Source organism: Leptospira barantonii (assembly GCF_002811925.1).
GTDB classification, from domain to species: Bacteria; Spirochaetota; Leptospiria; order Leptospirales; family Leptospiraceae; genus Leptospira; species Leptospira barantonii.
The window spans coordinates 24658-45000 of the sequence record NZ_NPDS01000005.1 but is presented as its reverse complement, the minus strand read 5'-3'; the positions used below and the strand labels follow the sequence as shown (position 1 = coordinate 45000).

Annotated in this window: 19 protein-coding genes (1 of these 19 only partly in view); 12 read left to right on the top strand and 7 right to left on the bottom strand. The window is 42.5% G+C overall.

The genetic code is table 11. The features are described from left to right. The 3 genes in view from CH367_RS11985 to CH367_RS11975 are tightly spaced (at most 7 nt apart) and all read right to left on the bottom strand, a layout consistent with a single transcriptional unit that may run on beyond the window. Positions 1-134, bottom strand: partial view of a hypothetical protein gene (locus CH367_RS11985; protein WP_100762755.1) — the 5' end (the start) only. Its footprint begins 379 nt before the window's first position; 134 of the gene's 513 nt are visible here — the first part of the coding sequence; it begins with the start codon at positions 132-134; its stop codon lies beyond the left edge, outside the window. Positions 135-141: 7 nt separating this feature from the next. Continuing rightward, positions 142-1158, bottom strand: a complete 1017-nt coding sequence (locus tag CH367_RS11980) for a putative Ig domain-containing protein (RefSeq protein ID WP_100762754.1) — start codon at positions 1156-1158, stop codon at positions 142-144. Further along, complete coding sequence (locus CH367_RS11975) at positions 1155-2417, bottom strand: LIC_11904 family protein (protein ID WP_244284564.1); 1263 nt, start codon at positions 2415-2417, stop codon at positions 1155-1157. Before CH367_RS11975 ends, CH367_RS11980 begins: the two co-directional genes overlap by 4 nt. A 375-nt stretch (positions 2418-2792) precedes the next feature. On the opposite strand from CH367_RS11975, the gene CH367_RS11970 reads away from it, so the two are divergent. The 6 genes from CH367_RS11970 (at position 2793) to CH367_RS11945 (ending at position 8894) form a co-directional block, all read left to right on the top strand. Further along, entirely contained in the window at positions 2793-4181 is a 1389-nt protein-coding gene (locus CH367_RS11970; protein WP_100762752.1) for an ethanolamine ammonia-lyase subunit EutB, read from the top strand. 4 nt (positions 4182-4185) lie between these two features. Then, complete coding sequence (gene eutC / locus CH367_RS11965; protein ID WP_100762751.1) at positions 4186-4956, top strand: ethanolamine ammonia-lyase subunit EutC; 771 nt, start codon at positions 4186-4188, stop codon at positions 4954-4956. Between the two features lie 89 nt (positions 4957-5045). Further along, positions 5046-5945: a decaprenyl-phosphate phosphoribosyltransferase gene (locus tag CH367_RS11960; protein WP_100762750.1), complete on the top strand. Its 900-nt coding sequence runs from the start codon at positions 5046-5048 to the stop codon at positions 5943-5945. A gap of 79 nt (positions 5946-6024) precedes the next feature. After that, the gene (locus CH367_RS11955; RefSeq protein WP_100762749.1) at positions 6025-6531 is read left to right on the top strand and encodes a TlpA family protein disulfide reductase; all 507 of its coding nucleotides are present in this window, start codon (positions 6025-6027) and stop codon (positions 6529-6531) included. A gap of 136 nt (positions 6532-6667) precedes the next feature. Continuing rightward, positions 6668-8059, top strand: a complete 1392-nt coding sequence (locus CH367_RS11950; RefSeq protein ID WP_100762748.1) for an Lcl C-terminal domain-containing protein — start codon at positions 6668-6670, stop codon at positions 8057-8059. A gap of 55 nt (positions 8060-8114) precedes the next feature. Next, a complete protein-coding gene (locus CH367_RS11945; protein ID WP_100762747.1) occupies positions 8115-8894 on the top strand; it encodes a hypothetical protein in 780 nt (259 codons plus the stop codon). Here the strand turns inward: CH367_RS11945 and CH367_RS11940 are convergent. Both CH367_RS11940 and lepB read right to left on the bottom strand, forming a co-directional pair. Continuing rightward, complete coding sequence (locus CH367_RS11940; RefSeq protein WP_100762746.1) at positions 8891-10087, bottom strand: acyltransferase family protein; 1197 nt, start codon at positions 10085-10087, stop codon at positions 8891-8893. The two genes, CH367_RS11945 and CH367_RS11940, sit on opposite strands and share 4 nt — an antisense overlap. 43 nt (positions 10088-10130) lie before the next feature. Continuing rightward, entirely contained in the window at positions 10131-10727 is a 597-nt protein-coding gene (gene lepB / locus CH367_RS11935; protein ID WP_100762745.1) for a signal peptidase I, read from the bottom strand. A gap of 117 nt (positions 10728-10844) precedes the next feature. On the opposite strand from lepB, the gene CH367_RS11930 reads away from it, so the two are divergent. Next, entirely contained in the window at positions 10845-12029 is a 1185-nt protein-coding gene (locus CH367_RS11930) for an acyltransferase family protein (protein WP_100762744.1), read from the top strand. Here the strand turns inward: CH367_RS11930 and CH367_RS11925 are convergent, their stop codons facing one another. Next, positions 12030-13565, bottom strand: a complete 1536-nt coding sequence (locus tag CH367_RS11925) for an LA_3751/LA_3752 family putative glycosyltransferase (protein WP_100762743.1) — start codon at positions 13563-13565, stop codon at positions 12030-12032. Between the two features lie 47 nt (positions 13566-13612). Further along, positions 13613-15211 carry an LA_3751/LA_3752 family putative glycosyltransferase gene (locus CH367_RS11920; RefSeq protein ID WP_100762742.1) on the bottom strand — a complete coding sequence of 533 codons (1599 nt, stop codon included), beginning with the start codon at positions 15209-15211 and terminating at the stop codon, positions 13613-13615. A 125-nt stretch (positions 15212-15336) separates the two neighbouring features. On the opposite strand from CH367_RS11920, the gene CH367_RS11915 reads away from it, so the two are divergent. From CH367_RS11915 to CH367_RS11895, 5 genes are all read left to right on the top strand, one after another. Beyond that, entirely contained in the window at positions 15337-15918 is a 582-nt protein-coding gene (locus CH367_RS11915; RefSeq protein WP_100762741.1) for an LIMLP_15305 family protein, read from the top strand. A 97-nt stretch (positions 15919-16015) separates the two neighbouring features. Then, positions 16016-17008, top strand: a complete 993-nt coding sequence (locus CH367_RS11910; protein ID WP_100762740.1) for an SPFH domain-containing protein — start codon at positions 16016-16018, stop codon at positions 17006-17008. A gap of 3 nt (positions 17009-17011) precedes the next feature. Further along, positions 17012-18361 (top strand): threonine synthase, encoded by a 1350-nt coding sequence (thrC, locus tag CH367_RS11905; protein WP_100762739.1) that lies wholly within the window; start codon positions 17012-17014, stop codon positions 18359-18361. A gap of 98 nt (positions 18362-18459) precedes the next feature. Continuing rightward, complete coding sequence (locus CH367_RS11900; RefSeq protein WP_100762738.1) at positions 18460-19185, top strand: hypothetical protein; 726 nt, start codon at positions 18460-18462, stop codon at positions 19183-19185. A gap of 11 nt (positions 19186-19196) precedes the next feature. After that, complete coding sequence (locus CH367_RS11895; RefSeq protein ID WP_100762737.1) at positions 19197-20270, top strand: LIC10486 family protein; 1074 nt, start codon at positions 19197-19199, stop codon at positions 20268-20270. Positions 20271-20343 lie beyond the last annotated feature (73 nt).

Here is a 20343-nt window from a genome sequence, read left to right as displayed (position 1 = left end):
CTTACGACTGCACCAAAAAGTATCAAGGACGCAAAGGGATCATTTTCATCTTTTTCTTTTTCAACCATTTTGCAATTATAAGAAAGATTGAGTAATAGAAGAGATATTAGGATTTTATTCATTATGTTTTTCATATTTTCCTTACCAGCAAATTCCTGCAAAATAACAAGCCGCACCTAAATCAAATGAATTTATAGAAGCATTGAAATTGGCGACTGTATTGTTTGAATCAACGACCGTAACTACGAAATAATATCTGCCAAGAAAATTACCGGTGGGCGGACCGCTTAAGATTCCATCCGAAGACATTGTGGCGCCTGGTGGGATTTGTCCATTCATATACCAGGTGTAAGGCGGAAAGCCGCCTTGAGCTGTGAATTGATACGCGTACGAGTCAAAAATCCATCGGGCCAAACATTCGGGCTGACAAGTGCTTGAAGTAATTGTAGGTGATTGGCCGTTTGCTAAGATCGAATAATTCAAATTGATTTGGAGATTTTGGCCATCCAAATCCTTACCCTTTATTGTGAGAACTTTATGCGCGCCCCTTGGAACATTTTGATTTAACTGTAAAGTTATTTGATCATTGTATTGATCTTTTCTTTTAACAAGGAAAGAATTTCCAACGAAGGTTCCGATTGGCCCGGATAACTGGAGCGAATCTCCATCCATTGATTTTGTGGTTTGAATCAGGATTGTCGTATTCGGATAAATTGTAGAACCATTTGCCGGAATGACTGACTTTACATTTGGAGGCAATGGTGTTTCATCCGTTGTAAAAACGCCTGATCGGTTTGTCTGAATGGAAACTCCCCCGACTCCGATGCAACGGTCTGCCGTCGCGCATCCTGTCATGCCACCGAAAAGTCCTGCATCTTTACCGCATTGTTTTCCGTTAGGATTGGACTGCCAATATAAACCGTCAACACAGTAGCCGACCGTGTAATCGCCCTCACAGCTTACACATTTCCCGGCAGGACCGTTGGTATTTGGCAATAATTTACAGTATTCAGGTTTAGTTCCCATTGTTGTCGAATTCCAAAATGTACAAATTCCATAAGCGAAATAGATAATCTCATCTTGGGTGCAACGGATATATGTTGTAAGCCCAGTTAAAATCAACGTAAGAAGTAATATTGCTTTTGGAAAGAATTTCATGGAGCTGTCCTATAAGTATCTAAAATCGCTTTAGCAGCGGGTTGATCGAAAAGGCTTTTCTTTACATCGAAATTAGATTGTTTGAATGAATCCATGATCGCTTGTTTTAAACTATCCTGGTTGATAGGTAAGGACCATTGAAAATCGGGATTTGGATTTACATCTAAGTCGCGGGCTATCGAAACATAATTTTTTCCTAAAATATATAGATCTTCATTTTCAGGAGAAATGCGAATCCTAAGAGGTTCGATCATTTTCTGGAATGGACGAAATTGTAAAGTGTCTTCAAATACATGAACGATTTTTAAATTTTGGTCAAAAGTATAAATGGCGTCTTCTATATTACTCAGAGCGTAGACAATCCCGTCTTTGCTTATTGCAATACTGCTAATATAAGGAGCGTTATAGATTTTTCCTTCCGATCCTGAATGAGAAAAAATTTCCGTTTGAGTTCTTAATTGAAATATTTCATTTTCGATTTCATTGAAAATGGAAATTCTGGTTCCTTTTTTATCAGAAATCGAAAGTCGATTCTTAGAAGATGAATAGGAAACATCTACTATGCCGTTCGGCGCCGGAGATAGATTCAAATCGTTAATCGAATTGTCTTTGGAAGAAAAAACCTTCAGCGTATCTGAAGAAGTTTTAACGATAATTTTTCCTAAATCCGATTTGAAATTGTAGAACCTCTGAGCCGATATCGCCGAATCAATGCAAGATGGAGTTTTGACTATCGTTCCTATTGCAGTATAAAGATAACATTGATTTAGAAATCCAGTATTAGAAATTAATAATATTTTACCCGATGGCAATACAAGAATGGATGTGTAGTTAACAAGAGTCGTGTCGTGAAAATATCCAATTCTTCCTGAATTCTTTGTATAAATAATATTCCCTTTACTCGAATCTAAAATGAATAGATTTACATCTGTCGGCGACAGCAAGGGATCACGGATAAGAGATTCAAGATTTACGATCGAGAAATCTTGAATTTTTCGAAGCTCCGGAAATGCAGGATCGTTAGTATAAAGAAAACCTAAGTTTTCCATCACTTCCGGATTGATTTGAAATTTTGCTCTTACATTCGAAGAAATAGAGATCTGCCGATTTATTTCTCCGTTGTCGGTTTCGCTGGAGTTTGTTAGATGAATTCCAAGAGCTGAAAGCCAAAGAAAATTATCGGTTTTTGAAACCTTACTGCAATTCAAAGAGAGTAAGAAACAAAGGATTACAGAATAATGAACCCAATTTTGTTTCAATCGAATGTTTCTTATTTTTGACATAAATTAGTAAAATTTTTACAATTTAGACTAAGTCAAGTTATTAAAGTGTAATAAAATAGAATTATGACATTCATTTGGAGCTCAAATCATCCGTTATTCGCTTTTTCGCGCCTAAGCGTTTCATGCAGATGGTTTTGTCGGGTTTCATAAATTAGGAATGAATTCTATCGAACTAAGGCCGAACTATATTATGAAAACTTAAAGTAATGAAACGGCGCTTTGGGAATTCCGAGTGTAAGATATTTACATCTTTGGCAGCGGATCCATTCAGGCTGTGTTGAAGTTCTTTTCCATTCTCATCTTCCAAAAATTCTAGTTGCAGTTCCTTGAAAAAAACGGATTCTCTGGTCCGTGGAATATACAACCAGGATTCAAAACCGTCATTATCAATTCGGCGATCTAAAGAATCTTTTAGCAAAGGCTAGTCCTCTGCGTTCCGGCGATATTCTCGCGGGAATCGCGTCTGCGAGTTACGAAGAAAGAGTCGCGGCTCAGATGATTCTTTCCGATCTTCCTTTGTCCGTATTCCTGGAAGAACCTTTGATTCCTTACGAAGAGGACGAGGTCACTCGATTGATTTTCGATCGGCACGATCGGAATTCTTTTTCAGTAATCTCGTCGATGAGCGTGGGAGAATTTCGCGAGTTTTTGTTAAGCGACAAGACCGATTCGGAAACTCTCAAGAATTTAATTCCAGGAATCCTACCCGAAATGGCTGCGGCCGTTTCGAAACTTTGTTCGATTCAGGATCTGATCGCGGTTTCTAAAAAGTGCAGAGTTGTTACTAAGTTTAGAAATACGATCGGGCTTCCTGGAAGACTTTCCGCAAGACTTCAGCCCAACCACCCGACGGACGATCTCAAAGGAATCTCCGCCGGAATTTTAGACGGACTTCTTTTGGGAAGCGGGGATGCGGTCATCGGAATCAATCCCGCTACGGACAATCTTCCATCGGTACATTCTCTCTTGAATCTTTTGGACGCGCTCATTCGTAAATACGAGATACCGACTCAGAGCTGTGTTCTCAGTCACGTAACGACTACGCTTGAACTCATTCATCGAGGAGCGCCCGTGGATCTTGTGTTTCAATCCGTGGGTGGAAGTCAAAAACTCAACGAAAGTTTCGGAATCAATCTCGCGTTGTTAAACGAAGCGAGAGAAGCCGCGTTGTCCTTAAAACGCGGAACGATCGGAGACAACGTTATGTATTTCGAAACGGGACAAGGCGCGGGGCTTTCATCGGACGCTCATTGGGGAATCGATCAACAAACTCTGGAAGCGAGAGCGTATGCGGTCGCAAAAGAATTCTCACCTTTGCTCGTAAACACCGTTGTCGGTTTTATCGGTCCCGAATATTTATACAACGGAAAACAAATTTTGCGCGCCGGATTGGAAGATCATTTCTGCGGAAAACTTCTCGGACTTCCGATGGGAGTCGACGTTTGTTATACGAATCACGCCGAAGCGGACGGAGACGATATGGACACGTTACTCACGCTTCTGGGTGTTGCTGGTTGCAATTACATCATGGGAATTCCCGGAGCCGACGACGTTATGCTTTCTTATCAGAGCACTTCGTTTCACGACGCGTTGTATTTAAGACAGGTTCTCGGTTTAAAACCCGCGCCCGAATTCGAAGAATGGCTTTTGCAAAAAGGAATTTTAGATACGAATCTGATTCCCACGGATCAAAAATTGCAAACCGGACTTTTGTCGGATTTGGAAACGTTGGCGGGTTAAAGTTATGGATTGGGAAGAATGGAAACAATTCACCTCCGCTCGAATCGGTCTGGGTCGTTCGGGAGTTTCTTTGCCCACAAAAGAAGTTTTAAAATTCCGTTTGGATCACGCGCGTGCAAGGGACGCGGTTTGGGCCGAAGCCGATTTCGGAAATCTTTTTGATTTTTTAGATTCTCACGATTTGCAGTATATAGAAATCAAATCCAAGGCGAGTTCCCGAGAAGAATATTTGGCTCGTCCCGATCTCGGAAAAAAAGTTTCCTCTCAGAGTTACAAGTCTTTTGAAACTTTAAAGGAAAGCGCTTCCAAGTTTTCGGAAGAATTCGATTTGAGTCTTGTGATTTCGGACGGTCTTTCTGCGAGTGCGATCCGAGATTCTTTGATTCCGTTTCTGGAAAGTTTTTTACCATCCCTTCAAAATCTGAAACTCAAACTGAGTCCGGTTACGATCGTTAAAAACGGAAGAGTGGCGATCGGAGACGAGATCGGAGAATTCTGGAAGGCGAAAGCGACGATCATTCTCATCGGAGAAAGACCGGGTTTGTCCACGGAAAACAGCCTCGGTTTGTATCTAACGTATCAACCCGCGAGCGGTCTTACTGATGAAAGAAGAAATTGTATCTCGAACATTCGTTCGGGAGGAATGAACTTTTCGGATGCGGCTCGAAAGGCCGTATATCTGCTTTCTCTTTCCTTACAAAAAAGAATTTCAGGCGTTCATCTCAAGGACGAAGAGGCGCTCCCGATTTCTGAAAATCGTAAACTCGATTCTTAAATTCTCCGCTTAAAACGGATCGATATGTTTCCGTCCGATCCTCGGTTTTTCCTTGATGATTTGAGGGTTTCTAAGGAATGTAACCGAGTATGCTCTTCCAGTATTTGAAATTGCTCCGAATCCATCAGTGGATCAAAAACGTAATCATTTTTGCGGGCATCATCTTCGCTAAAAAGTTGACCGATCCGGAATCGGTGCAACGGGTCATCGCGGCCTTTTTTCTTTTCTCACTTGTGGCTAGTTGTCAGTACGTCGTTAACGACTATTTGGATCGTAAGGAAGACGCGTTACATCCCGAAAAAAAACACAGACCTCTCGCTTCGGGAAAATTGGATCCTTCGTTCGCGCTTTTTATCACCGCGATCATTCTTCCCTTGTCTTTGATCTTGGCTTATCTTTTACATCCCGCATTTTTCGGTCTTGTCGCGTTTTATCTTGTGTTCAACGTTCTTTACAGTAAGTTTTTGAAACACATGGTGATCCTCGATGTGATGAGCATCAGCATCGGATTTGTGATCCGAGCGATCGCGGGTTCGGTGATCATACACGTTACGTTCTCTTCTTGGCTTCTTCTCTGTACGTTTATGCTCGCGCTCTTCTGGGGATTTTCAAAACGAAGGGGAGAATTGATCATTCTCGAAGGAAACGCAAAAGGACATCGCAAGATTCTCGACGAATATTCCACCGGGTTCTTGGATATGATGCTCGGGATCGTTGCGACGATGACCTTGATGAGTTACGTTCTTTACGTTACGAGTCCGACCACGATCGCAAACCTCGGAACCGATCAGATGATCTATACGATTCCGATCGTAGTCTACGCGATCTTTCGTTCTCTTTATATCATCTACATCAAGAACATGGGACACAACCCTACGAAGGCGATTCTTTCGGATTGGGGGGTTTTACTGGCGGGATTGATCTGGGTGGCCTTGGTGATCGCGATTATGTATTCGGGATTCGGCAAAGGAATCCGTTTCGATCTTTGATTCTCATCCGAACGAAACTTTTACGATCGATCTCGGATCGAATGTAACAAGTCGGAAAGACGAAACGAATTGATAATCGATGAATGAAGTTTTCAAAAAGAGCGGAACCTTCGCGCTTTGGGTCGTTTTGTTTTTATCGATTACGATCGCACTTTCCGTTTTCAAAGCCTCCGATTTAAAACCAACCATTCCTATCAACGGAATGAATCAGTTTAACGGAGAAAAATACGAATCCACAAACAAGGTTAGCGTAGTTTACTTTTGGGCGACTTGGTGTGGGGTTTGTTCCACCAATCTTCCTTTGGTAAAATGGTATTCGGAACGATTGGAAAACAGTTCCCGATTTTCTTTTGTCAGCGTGGAAGAAGGGGAGAATTTTACGGAACTCGAACGTTATATCCGTGAAAAGAATCTCAACTTCAAAGTGATACCCGCGAACGATTCCTTTTTAAAAGAATGGAAGGTGAACGCATATCCATCTTTTGTAATATTGGATCGCAAGGGAACGATTCGATTTGCGGATTCGGGTATGATGAATCCGATCAGTTTTTTCCTGAGAATTTGGTTCGCGCATTTTTTCTTTTAAAGACCGAAAATTTTCATCTTCGGTTGGAAATATTTTTCCAAAATCGGAAAGGGATTCCGCCGATATTGATTGTAAAATTGGATTTTTTTACATCCATTGATTCTAAGGGCGAATTCGTCCTAGGACCCCGATCTTAATGCGAACAAAAATTTCTTTCCGATCCCTTTCTTTTGCCGTTCTATTTTCTATTCTTTCGTTTTTGATTCTTTCGAATTGCAATCAAAAGTCCGTGGACAACGCCTGCAATCCCGAATCCAAATCCTATTGGGAAACGTTCTTTTTAAGCGCGGGTTCTTCCAATCTCATTCCTTTTTGTGGTCCGGCTCCTCAATCCTTAAGTTATCCCACTGCGGTTTTTGCAAACGGAACTCCGATCAGTTTAACGCCTAATGTCGCGGGTGGTGGACTTACGTTTTCGATCAGCCCTGCCTTACCGAGCGGAGTCGTCTTGGATCCGAGAACCGGTGTGATCTCTGGTTCTTACATCGGATACGGAGGAGTGGATACGATTTATCAGGTGAAGGCGTTCAATACTTCTGGAGGTGTTTCTTATTCTCTGGAACTGATCTTATACGGAATCGCTCCTTTAAAAACGGGACAAACATCTTGTTGGGATGGAAGCGGGGCTTTGGTTTCCTGCACGGGAACGAAACACGATGGAGAATTGAAGAACGGAACTCTTCCGAGTTTTACGGGACCGACGAATGTGTCCGGAACCGATTACACAACCACGGATAATCTTTCGGGTTTGATTTGGAAAAGTTGTTCGGAAGGAACCACCGGAGCGACTTGTACGGGAACTTGGAGTAACCTCGATTGGGCCGGGTCGAATACGGCGTGTAGTGCGCTTAACTCCGGTTATGCGGGAAGAACCGATTGGAGACTCGCTTCCGCAAAAGAATTGGCCGCCATGTTGAACTACGATGGAACTTCTCCCGCGACCTATTCTTCCTATTCTTCCTATTTTCCGAATACGAACGGATCGGGTCATTGGACGTCCACGATTTACGTTCCGACTTCGGCGACGGATCGTTGGTATGTTTCATTCACGGATGGAATCATCGGTGAAACGATTCAGACAAACACGAATAACGTGCGTTGTGTTTCCGGTCCTACGTTACCTTCCGTATTGTTGAAAGACAACGGGGATTCCACAGTGACCGACGTGAACACCGGTTTGATCTGGGCGCAGTGTAGCGCGGGACTTTCGGGTTCTGCGTGCACGGGAACGGCGACTTCCTTAAACTGGACGAACGCACTTCTTGCTTGTAACTCATTGAGTCTTGGTGGAAGAGTTTGGAGACTTCCATCTGTGAACGAGTTAAGAAGTCTAACGGATTTGAGTCTTGCCAATCCGGCGGTCAATACGTCTTATTTTCCCAATACGATGTCTTCGAACTATTGGACTTCGACGACTTATACGAATCCGACCGACGCATGGGTGATTCAATTCGGTTCGGGCAACATCGTGATGAATTATACGAAAGGTGGAACCGCATACACTCGTTGTGTTGCGACCGGGCCTTAAGTTTTCTCGCAAACGCGGTTTTAGATTCGATTCTCCCCAAACCGATATTTATAGTATGGAGCCGTTCAAACCAAAACCCTTACTCAATAAGTCGGAACTACGGCAGATTAAAAAATCCAGAACGAGGGTTGAGGGAAAAAAGGTAATCACGGACGACGTTAAGAAATTAAAGTCGCTGAACGTAACTCCCGATCTTCCGAAAAAAGAACTCATTCAATATTATAAGGAACCGATCTGGATCGAATATTATATTCCTCGAGAATCCAGATTCGCGTACGAAGTAAAATATCTTTTCGTAAAACTCATCGATCCGATTCCAAAACCCGCGCCCGAAGACGAAATCTTAAGAGAGGCGATTTCCAAGGGAGAATTTATCGACGTACTCGACGTGATGTTTCGTCATCCGGAAAAGGAAAGTCTGATTCGAAACAGTTATCTGAACACGTATTCTTTTTTGGAATCGATCTCCGCGAACTACAAACAGTATTTAAAAACTCAAGACGCTTATGATTTGAGAATTCCGTTGTTTCACACGGAGGCGTTGATGAAACGCGAGCCGACCGTTGCGACGTTGGAATTTTTGGGCCCTTATACGATTTACAATCTCAACTGGCTGATTCGAAAATTGAACGAAGCGGGGGAAGAATTCTCCCTTGAGGACGAAACCATTTCCGTTTTGATCAAAAGAAGAAACGAATATTGGGAAGAAAAATCTCTCGCGACCGACGAAGACTTCGAATTATTCGCGGCTCTTTTTTACGAACAGGCTTTTCCTCATAGAGGTTCGGACTTCGACGACGCTCTTTTGTTCAAGGAACCGGACGACCGGCTTTAAGAAATCTTACTTTGAACCCCGGTAAGTTTGTCCTTTAACATTAGAAAGGGTTGTTCGATCAAAAGAAAAAAGAACCAAGAGATCAGAAACGTAACCGCAACCAGATACAAACTGCTTAACAAAAACATCCACACCGTAGGCGTTGTTTGAATCATCGGAATGATTTTTTTCGCCGCGATCGGAATCGCAAAGATATGCCAGAGATAGCCCGTATAACCAAGACGCGCGAACGGTCGAAAGACGGAAAGACTGAAGAATCTTTTTAGAAATCCAGGATAGAAAGAAAAATACATCAGAATTCCGAAGCCGAAAGAAAGTGCGATCGGACGAAAAACCAAAGCCCACGATGTTCCCGGGTCGATCTGATGCGCTCCAATTACGATCAAAAATCCGAATATTAGAATGATTGTATGTTTGATCTTATTATTTTCTGCTTTTTCGGGGGTCATCGGAAAGTGATGAAAAATTTCGTAAACCAACATCCCTGCGAGAATGGAATCAAACCTTGCATAAAAAAGATAAGCGGCGTCCAAGTTCGCGTTCGGAATCGCGATTTTCATTCTCACCAAAAGGGCGGTTAAAAACCCGAGAAAATAAAAGACGAACCGTATTCTCAAACCCACTTTAAATAAAAATAATATACAGAAAAAAGGAAGAATGAGATAAAAATGTTCCTCGATGGAAAGGGACCAACCTCCGTTATAAAGAGTATTCGGAATGATGATATCCGAAAGATAAAAAACGTCGACCCAAACGTTACTCATGCGGAGTTTTAAATCCGCAACGATGGCAAGAAGTTGCGGATGTGTGATTGTGACGGATTCGAATTTCACCAATAGTTTATATTTGCTGTAATAAAGAATCGCTAAGGCGGTGTAGAACGCCGGGAAGATTCTCAAGGAACGTTTTATAAAGAATTCTTTGATCTTGATTTTTCCGGTTCTTTCGTGTTCGCGGAACAATCCTCCGTAGATCAAAAAGCCGCTGAGTAAAAAGAAAAAATCAACACCCGATGAAAGAGAACCTAAAAATAAACTCAAAGGATCGGAATGGTCCGGGAGAATCGTCTTCGCGGTGACCCAACCGTGAAACATTACGACCGATAAAATCGATAAGGCTCGGATTCCGTTTAAGTTTTCGTACTCGTTGTCTTTTTTTAAGAAGATCGATAGGAAATAATTTTTTAGATTCATAATTAAACGGAGTCCATCTTTTAAATACGATACGTATTCATTGTTAAAGAAACAACCAAACCTTACCTCTTAGTTTTTGAAACGGAACCAACCCGTAGTTTCTCGAGTCCGTGGAATTTTCTCGGTTATCTCCCAAAACTAAAAAGTAACCCGGAGGAATTCTTCCCGCGTCGCCGATCGGAACGTTTCCCTTAACGGCGGTCATGGGAATCATGGACAACGACGGCGCGATCGTTTTAAAACCGGGTTTCAAAAACGTTTCTTGAAGAGGTCCGTCGTTGATGAGAATTCGATCGTTTTCAAATCGAAAGTAGTCGCCCGGAAGACCGACGACTCTTTTTAAACTCAGTTCTTCTTCGAGGCCGTCCAAGACGAGAACGTCGAAACGATTGACAGAGCCTTCTATGAAAGAAATTTCCCATTGGCCGATGCGTGCGGGGAATCCGAGCTTCGTGACCAAAATTAAATCTCCTTCTTTATAAGAAGGAGCCATGGAATAACCGGAGATGAAGTAGATTTGAAACAGAAAGATTCTCATCAAAAGAATCGTGAATAAGGAAAGAAAGACGGGAAGGATCGTACGAAGATACTTTCTTATCTTCTCTTTCAGTTCGTGGTCTTTCATAAGAACGTAAGACAATATTTTGCCTCTTCTTTAGAGTGGCAAATCGAAAAAGGCTCTTAGGGCAAAGTGATTTACAGTCTTTAATGCGTCGTTTTTCATGACGAATCATTGGTTTAGAGGCATTATACCGGCATGAAATCGGCTTTCATATCCCTGTTTGAAAAACGTCCCTTTGAAAAAGATTCTTTAAACGGACTCAGAGCCATTTCGATGCTTATCATCTTTATATTCCATTTCTATGATGGTCTTATGACCAAGGTCCCTCAGGATTTTCAAGCGCTTCATATATTCTTAAGCAATCTCACTTCCGCGGTGGATTTGTTTTTCGTTTTGAGCGGTTTTTTAATTTACGGAGTTCTTTATCGTCATTGGGAAAAAACCAAAACGGTGGACTTTAAAGACTTTTACATCGGAAGAAGTTTGAGAATTTTTCCGGCTTACTACGCTCTCGTTTTTATCACCTTGTGGATCGCTAAGATGCAACTCAAAGCGATGAGTCTTTCCACGGATCCCGCGGTGCAGGCGAGTATGCCTTTGTTCGCTCAAGCGATCGATCGTTGGATCTTCGACGCACTTTACGTTTCCAATTACGTGGAGTCTCTTCACTTTCACACTTGGTCCTTGTCATTGGAAGAACAGTTTTATCTCGTGTTTCCTTTGATTTGTTATCTGATTTTATTCAGACTTCAGAAGAATTCTCGTTTGATTTTCATCGTGGCTTTGTATTGTTCCGCGGCGGTCATTCGATATTTTATTTACGCGCACAACGCGGGCGATCATCCGTATAAGATATTCGATACTTTGTTTCATCGTCCCGCGCACACTCGATTCGATTCCATCGTTGTTGGAATTCTCGCGTTCGAACTTTATAAGAATTGGAATCTTGTCCCTCAAAATCACAATCGAACCCGCGAATATTTCTTTTTGATTCCCGGATTGATCTGTTTGGGAATCGCGAGTTTTGTTCCGTATCATTTTTCGGTTTATTATACCGTATTTCGATTTAATTTTTCCAACATGGGATACGCGTTAGTCATGCTTGCGAGCATACATAACTTTTCCTGGATCGGAAAGTTTTTGAGCCTGAGAATTTTCGCGCCGCTCGCACGCGTAAGTTACGGAATGTATCTTTGGCATTTGGTCGCGATCTTTTTCGCGAGCATCCCGCTCAAAACGAGAACGGACGTAGTGTCTTGGGGAGAATTCACCAAAATGTTGTCGATCGGTTTCGTATATGCAACGATCTTCGCGCTTTTATCCTACTTCCTCGTGGAATATCCGTTCTTAAGTCTGAAAAATCGTCTCAGAAGAGATTGATTATCGTTTAACTTCGGTTATATGCAATAACCCGCCGGGTTTCGAAACATTCTCGGTTTTAAAAGAATTTGAAAACTTCGTTTTCACAAAATCGGATAGTGTATTGTCGAAGGGCTCTTCGATAAGAACAATCTTCTCGTTCGGATACGATCTAAGAATTTGATCCAAATCGTCTTGGCCTTTGATCAAAAGAATCTTCTGGGAAAGATAATTGAGTCCGAACGTATTCGCGACGTGGATCTTTTGAGTGATAAAAACCTTGGATGAATCCCAGGGAATTTCAGACTGAATCTGCGCGAGTTGGATCGAAATCTTTCTCATCAGTTTGATCACTTTCAGATTTACGCTCGCCGAATAAACGATCAAAATTCCGAACACTAGTAATATTATATATTTATAAAGTTCACTCTGTGTTTCTTTGAGTTTGATTTCGCTTAACAATAAAAGAGGGATGAACACACTGCAAGTCAAATAACGGGAACCCCAGTCTATATTCGAATCGTTCGGGGTTAGAATTCCGACTAAAATTAAATTCAAGCCGAAGGTTAGAATCCAGGTGCGGACGCTTTCGCCGGAATTTTTCCATTTCCAAATGCCGAATAAAACGATGAAAAGATACCAAGGAGAATATCCTAAAAGTCCGAGACGGCCGTTTCCCGCTAAAAGAAGGCTTTTTACGCTCGAAATTTTAGCGGCAAGATCGAAAACCGCGATCGTTCGATTCGAAGCGACCCTCGGGCCTAAGAAAGAATGATAGTTTAGATAATTATAAAGTACAAATGTACTAAAAATTAAAACGAATCCGATCGAAAAGGAAAGAATGTTTTTCCAGTCTTCGGAAAAGGAAGATTCCTTTGAAACGGTTTTGATAAGCGTCGATGAGAAAACGATACAGGCCGTTAAGATCAGAACCTCGGGTCTATACCAACATCCGAGACCGAACAGTGCTCCGGAAAGAAACATCGGAGCGGAATGATAGCCGGCAAAAAGTTTTTGTTCGTTTCGGAGAATCAAAACACCGAGAAGAACCAGGATTGCCGCGACGGAAACGTCCGAGAACGAAATGAAATGATGAAAAAGGGGAGTTGCAATTGCGGCTACCAACGGAATCAAAAGACGTTTTGTCATCGTATAGAGTAACGTTAGATAAACACAAAACAACAAAGCGCAAAAGTAAATCAGCCAACCCGGATGATTCCATAAAACGAAAGGGCTCGTAATCAACGTATTAGCGATCGGGAACGGACCGATTTTTTCTCCATGATCCGTGGTGAACGTTTCGATCGGAAAAAATGAAAACTCGGAATCGATTCGTTTGCCTAAATAGAAAATTTCCTGGGATCGAAAGTCGTTTACGATCCAACCTTTGGTTTGAAGCACCTTCATTAAACTATCCGCGGCAAAGGAAGAATCCGGTTTTGTATAATACGCGGCGAAAATAGAAACAACGATCGCGATCAAAAACGCGACGATCTTAAACGATGGAACGGAGGAAAACTTTAAAATTTTATCATAGGTATCGTTTGCGTATTTCATAATGTTCTCATTTGTTTCGAGTTGCCGATCGAAAGTATTTGCCGTTTTTATTTGCGTCTGTCGTAAATTCCGTAGATGATTTCGATACTTCCGAGCTTCTTTTTGTCCACGATCTCGATCGAACGAAGTCCGGAGATCGCTTCTGAATCGAATTGACTCAAGTAGCCGATCATTCCTTCCTTTGTGTTCTGATCGTATTTCAGATCCTTCATTCCATCCGTATATTCTTTCGAATAAGCGAAGTATTCAAAAGGGATCGTATCCGTATTTTTGGAAACGGAGAATTTTTGAAGAAGATCCACAAGTTCGGGAACTCCGACGGCCTGAAAAACTCTTCCTTTAAAATAAAGACCCTCGCTTGCCATTCCACCGATCAAACCGTTTTGAAAAATCAAAAGAGTATGCTCCGGTTCCTTGAGAATGAATTCCTGAACTCCTTTTGTGTTCTTTGCAAAACCTTTGGTGGTTTTGTAATAGATCCAAGTCGGAAACACGGAAACAGCAAGAAAAATGTAGAACGCGATTCTCCAAAAAATCTTTTGCGTTTGCAGAAAGCCGAACATTCTGGATGCGAGAAGAAACAAACCCGGAAGACCCGGAGTTAAATAACGGGAACCGAATTCCGCACCGCCGTCGTTCGGTGCAACGCTCGCCGCGACGAGAATTCCGAACACGGAAGAAATCAAAAGAGGTTTTTCCTTTTCGGAAAGACTTTTCCAGTTCTTTACAAACGGAAACAGAAAGGACAAAAGCCCCACGAACAAAAAGGGCGCGTATCCGAAAAGGCCGAGCTTAAGATTTCCGTAAAATAAGAGATTTATAAAATTCTTAAATAGATTGGATCCGCCCCCGGACTCGTAGTTCGCGTTGTATCTTGGTCCGAGCGGAGAATGAAAGAAGAATTGATTGAATCCACAATACGCGAAGAACAACAAAACCAAAATTCCCGAAGTCAGAAAAAATTCTTTTTTGGCCGAATCTCCTTTGGAAAAAGGAAAACGAAGATAACTTTCAAAAGCCCAGTAAAGACCGATGAATATCAGATATTCCAAACGAAACCAATAGCTGAGTGAAAGAAGAATTCCCGCAGACAAAACGCGCGCTAAGGAACGATTCTCCTTAGAACTCTGGTAGAGAAAAATTCCGCAGACAAAAAGAAAAAGTCCCACGCCGACATCCATAAACAGATATCCGTTCATCACTACGGGAGATAAGAACGAAAACAAAAGAATCTGCCAGGAAGGGATTTTGAATTCTTTTCCGATTAAAAATAACGCTAAACCGACAAGCAACGCGGATAAGAAATAGATTCCGTATGCACCTCCGAATGGATAGGCGATCGCATAAAGGATTCCTAATGAAATCGGGAACGCGACGATCTTATGACCGTTGACGATCGACATCTTCAAAAGGCTGAACTTCAGTTCCGGATCGAATTCAAAACCGGGATAAAAAACGTCCAAGGATCTGAACCCGCTTAGAAAGATCGATTTTCCGAGAATGAATTTTTCGTAGTGATCGGCGGAAAGAAGATATTTCGGAGGAATCGTCAGATAAAGAAAATACGAAAAGAAAAAGGCCGCAAAAAGAAGTGCGTATTTATTTTTAAAAACGGGATCGAGGATTGCTTTGAGTTTTTGGATCATCGTTGTTGTGGAATTTGAAAACGGGGTGATTTCGCGTCGAGGTCAGCTTATCGAATTTGTTTTCGCGGTCAATCCGTTTCGTTTTTTCATTGATCCGTCCCGAGAATCGTGTAAAACTTGAAGTTATGCAACAGGAAACTTCAACAGGTCAAAATTTACTCGGTCAATTTCTTGCGCAATCGCCGGTAAAATCTCTCATCGATCGTTATCGAACCGAAAGAGGAAAGATCCGAAGTTTTATGGAAAAACTTCCTCTGTATTCGAGCGCTCTTAAGGATCACGAATTTCAAAACGCGGATTCCATGTTGAGAAAAGAATTGGCTTCCAAGGTTTCTTTACTCAAGGAACCCGTTCGAAGAATGGAAGAGGCTTTCGTATCGGCGAGAAAACTCGATCTGATCGGAAGTAGCGAGATCGCGGTTTTGTTGATCGATAAACTTACCAATACGATTCAATCGGCGGGATACGGTTTGACCGGGCTCGCTACGGGGTTCAAAGCGACCGCAGAAGAATTGGAAAAACTTGCGGAATTCGATCATTCTCTGTTTAAAGAAGTGGAAGAAATCGAATCCAAAATCCAAACTCTCAAAGTTACCGCGGATTCTTCCGTTCAGGAAGTTCGAAACGTGATCGGCGAAATTCGTTCCGCTTTGGACGAGCTGGAGAACGCGTTTCGATCGAGAAAGGAATTGTTCACGAAACTCTAAGATTCCAAAACGGGTCTTATCTCGTTGAAAGAATCCGATCGCTTTTCGCGTCTTAAACGCAACGTACTTTTTAAATAAACGATTAAAGGAATATACCATGGCATTGATTGATGTGATAAAATACGAGGGACAACCCGGCGAGATCGTTTGGAAATTTCCAAGAAACGATATCAGCCATTTCGGTCAACTCGTCGTAAACGAAAGTCAGGAAGCGGTTTTCTTTAAGGAAGGAAAGGCTCTCGACGTTTTCGGTCCGGGAACTCATACACTCAAAACGGGAAACATCCCCATTTTGGAAAAACTCGTAAACTTACCGTTCGGCGGACAAACCCCGTTTACCGCGGAGATCGTTTACGTAAACAAATCCGTGATCAACATGACCTGGGGGACTCCGGCTCCGATCCAAATCGAAGATCCGAAGTATCATATCACTCTCGGTTTAAGAGCATTCGGAAATTATAATATTAAAGTGATCGACTCCAAGTCTTTCGTGAACACGGTCGTGGGAACCCAACAAAGATTCAACCACGACGGAGTGGATAAACTTCTCAAGCCTATGGTCGTAACGAGACTCAGTGATTTCATCTCCGAAGTCGTATTAAAAAACGGGGTTCCTATCACTCAGATTTCTCAACACCTCGAAGAAGCTTCTGCGGCTGGAAAAACAAAAACTCAACCGGATTTCCAAAAATACGGTCTTGATATTTTGGATTTTTTCATTCAGTCGATCAACTTCGATCAGAACGATCCGAACTTCCAAAAGATCCAGAAAGTTCTCACCGATAAATTCGAAATCGAAACGATGGGGAACATGTATCAGCAAAAAAGAATGCTGGATATCGGAGAAGCCGCGGCCAACAATCCTGGCGGTTCCGCCGGAGAAGGTATGAGTGCGGGAATGGGTCTCGGAATGGGAATGAACATGGCCGGGATGATGTCCAATATGATGGGACAAAATCAAGCAGGAGCAAAACCTGCCGGAGAAGACGCGACGGCCAGGCTCGCCAAGTTGAAAACCCTTCTCGACGGCGGATTGATCACTCAAGAAGAATTTGATACCAAAAAAAAGGACATTTTGAATTCTATCTAAAATATGGTCTCCACTCTTACCCGATACAAAGCAGAATTCGAATGTATAAACGACTCTTGTAAAACTCGATACGATCTCAACGAGATCGTCTACGAATGTAAAAAGTGCGGAAGCCTTCTTCAGGTTTCTCACGACTTAGAGGCGTTAAAAACCGTATCGGGACAAGAGTGGAAGAATCAATTCGATTCTCGTTTTCGTTCCGTCAAATTTCCGAACTCATCCGGAATCTGGAACAAAAGAGAATGGGTTCTTCCTCATATCGAAGATAAGAATATCGTAACGTCCGGAGAAGGTCTAACCCATCTTTTCAACTCCGATCGACTTACCGAAAGTTTAGGACTCGGAAGCTTTTACGTAAAACAATGTGGGATCTCCCACACCGGATCTTTTAAAGATCTCGGAATGACCGTTTTATTATCTCAAGTCAAACACATGATCGCATCGGGAGTTCCGATTCACGCGGTTGCTTGCGCGAGTTCGGGCGATACTTCCGCGGCTCTTGCGTCTTACGCGGCTAAGGCGGGAATACCGGCGATTATATTCTTACCCGCGGGAAAAGTATCTCAGGCTCAGTTGATTCAACCGGTATCCAACGGCGCTAAGGTAATCGCACTCGATACGGACTTCGACGGTTGTATGCAGATCGTAAAGGAAGTGACTCGAGAAGCGGGAATCTATCTTGCAAACTCGATGAATTCTTTGCGGATCGAAGGACAAAAAACGATCTCCGTTGAAATCACACAACAGTTAGAATGGAAGGTTCCGGATTGGATCGTGATTCCCGGAGGAAATCTCGGAAACGTTTCGGCGCTCGGAGCAGGATTCGAAATGATGCTTTCACTTGGTCTCATCGATAAACTTCCGAGAATCGTTTTGGCTCAAGCGGAACACGCGAACCCGCTCTATCTTTCCTACTTAAAGAATTTTGAAAGTTTCGAACCGATCGCCGCAAAGACAACGCTCGCGTCCGCGATTCAAATCGGAAACCCGGTTTCGATTCAAAAGGCGATCAAAACCCTCAAAAAATTCGGCGGCGTCGTCGAACAAGCGAGCGAATCCGAGTTGGCGAACGCGGCCGCAAAATCGGACTTATTCGGTTTATACAACGATCCTCATACAGGGGTTGCTTTGGCGGCTTTGGAAAAGCTGATTCACAAAGGAACCATCAAAAAAGGGGAGAATGTGGTCGTAATTTCGACCGCCCACGGATTGAAATTCACCGAATTCAAACTTCAGTTCCACGACGGGAAAATTCCCGGATCGGATTCCAAAATCGTAAATTCCATCCATAGAATCGAACCGAAAGCGGACAAAGTGATAGGTCTAATTCGGGAATTGTTACACTTAGGATAAACTTTTTCGAGAGGAAATTGAGAATTTTTTTAAGACTTTTTTTCCTAATTATTTTTTTTTCGTCGAAACTGAGAAGTTTTTCGTCATATCTCTAATCCATGAGGGATTTTGACGACGTATCAGCCGACTTTCAAATGGAAGTCGATTCTGCGATTTCAAGAGAAATTCCCATTTCCCTAATCACATATGTCTTAACCCCTAAGGGTGAGAAAAAACTGAAATACATCATTCAGGGGATTCTCACCCGATACGATCGACTCGATCTTACCGAACTTCTTTATACCTCTTCCAAAGAATTGATCGTCAATGCGACGAAAGCCGCAATCAAACGGATTCTTTTTAAAGAATCAAAATTGAATATAGAATCCTTGGACGACTACGCTCAGGGAATGGAATCCTTTCACAGCAGTTTAAGCGACAAAAAGTTCCCGTTTTATAGAGAGAAAATGAAGGAACACGATTTAACGATCAAAGTCACCTTCTTCTTCAACGAACATAGGATCATTTTGAAGATTTTGAATAATTTTCAACTTACGGATCAGGAAGAAAAAAGGGTTCGGGAGAAGTTTAGAATTTCAAGGGACTTCGACAATCTATTCGAGTTCTTTATGAAGTTCGGCGATTCCACGGAAGGCGCGGGGCTCGGAATTACGATGGTCGAAATTCTGGTCGCTCAGAGCGGATTTGACAGACACTTGTTTACGATTTACAGTAGGAAAGGGATTTCGCAGACTGTTGCCAGAGTCGAAATCCCACTCAGAGAGGATTACATTCCTAGGAGACTGAAGTTCGCGAAAGGTCAGAATTTAGCCCCTAGTGTGTAGAATGAGGACGAATGGAACCGAGTAATCAAGTCAATAAATTACAGGAACAAGCGAATCTTATGAATCTCGCGCTTGAATCTGTGCTGACGGAAGAGCAAGCAGTAGAATTGATTCAAGGAAAGATCAGAGACGCTTTCCTATTAAAAATCCGAATCGATATAGAAAATAGAAGCGGCGCCGTTATTGCGCTCGTGAGTAAATATAAAAACGACGTGATCGAAATCTTCTCCTTGTTTTCGAATTCGTCTTTGATCCGTAAAATTAGAAGTTTTGAAGATTCCGCGGCGTTCGCCCTGGACATGGTCGAGGCGGCAAAATCGGAACCTTTCGATCCCGGTCTTTCGGACAGCATCGGAAGAATCGTTTATTCCAAACTTACGAAAGCAGTATTAGAATCTTCTTATGCGAATTGGGAAAGAAACGACGCCGCCAGTTTCGTGAACATTCTCGAGAACCAAATCAAAACATCATTAAAAGTGAATATAGTTCGGATTCAAGCCGATGTGGAATACATATCGAGCTTGAAGTTCAGAGCGAAGAACGTTTTTTCAGGAATTATTCCCGCTGTAAACAGACCCGTGGACGAACCTTCCATCGGTCAAATTCCGGAGACTCAGGAAAAAACTCCGGTTCAAAGACAGATCGAACAATTCCGTAAACCTTTCGGAAGAGTGATTCTTTCCAAAACGGTTTTGGCTCCCGTCGGTGGAGTTGACTTCGACGAACTTACGGAAGGCGACAAACTTTTCTTTCAATTGCCGATCGGAAGTATGGATGAGAAGGCGATGGCTAAAACCCTCGGCGGTTTTGACGAAGCCGGAAATCCGAAGAACGTTATCGGAGAATTTATCGGCATTGCGGCCGGCAAAGGAGAATATCATATCTTTGCAAAAGGTCCGTCCGGTGTTTTACTTCAGGCTTTTGAAGAACGTCCCGTTCGACTTGCAAAGGTAAAGAGTAAAAGTTCCGGTTCCGCTCCTTCCGCAAAGGTGGAATCTTCTTCCGGTGGCGGTTCCTTGGGAATGATCATCGTCGCGGGCGTTGTGATCGTTCTTGGTCTGCTCGTTTTTTTAATTATGAAGTAGATTCGTTTGTCGTTCATTCCTTAAAATGTGGTAGATCCTACATTTTAAGGAATGTTTGTGCGAGCGAGGTTTG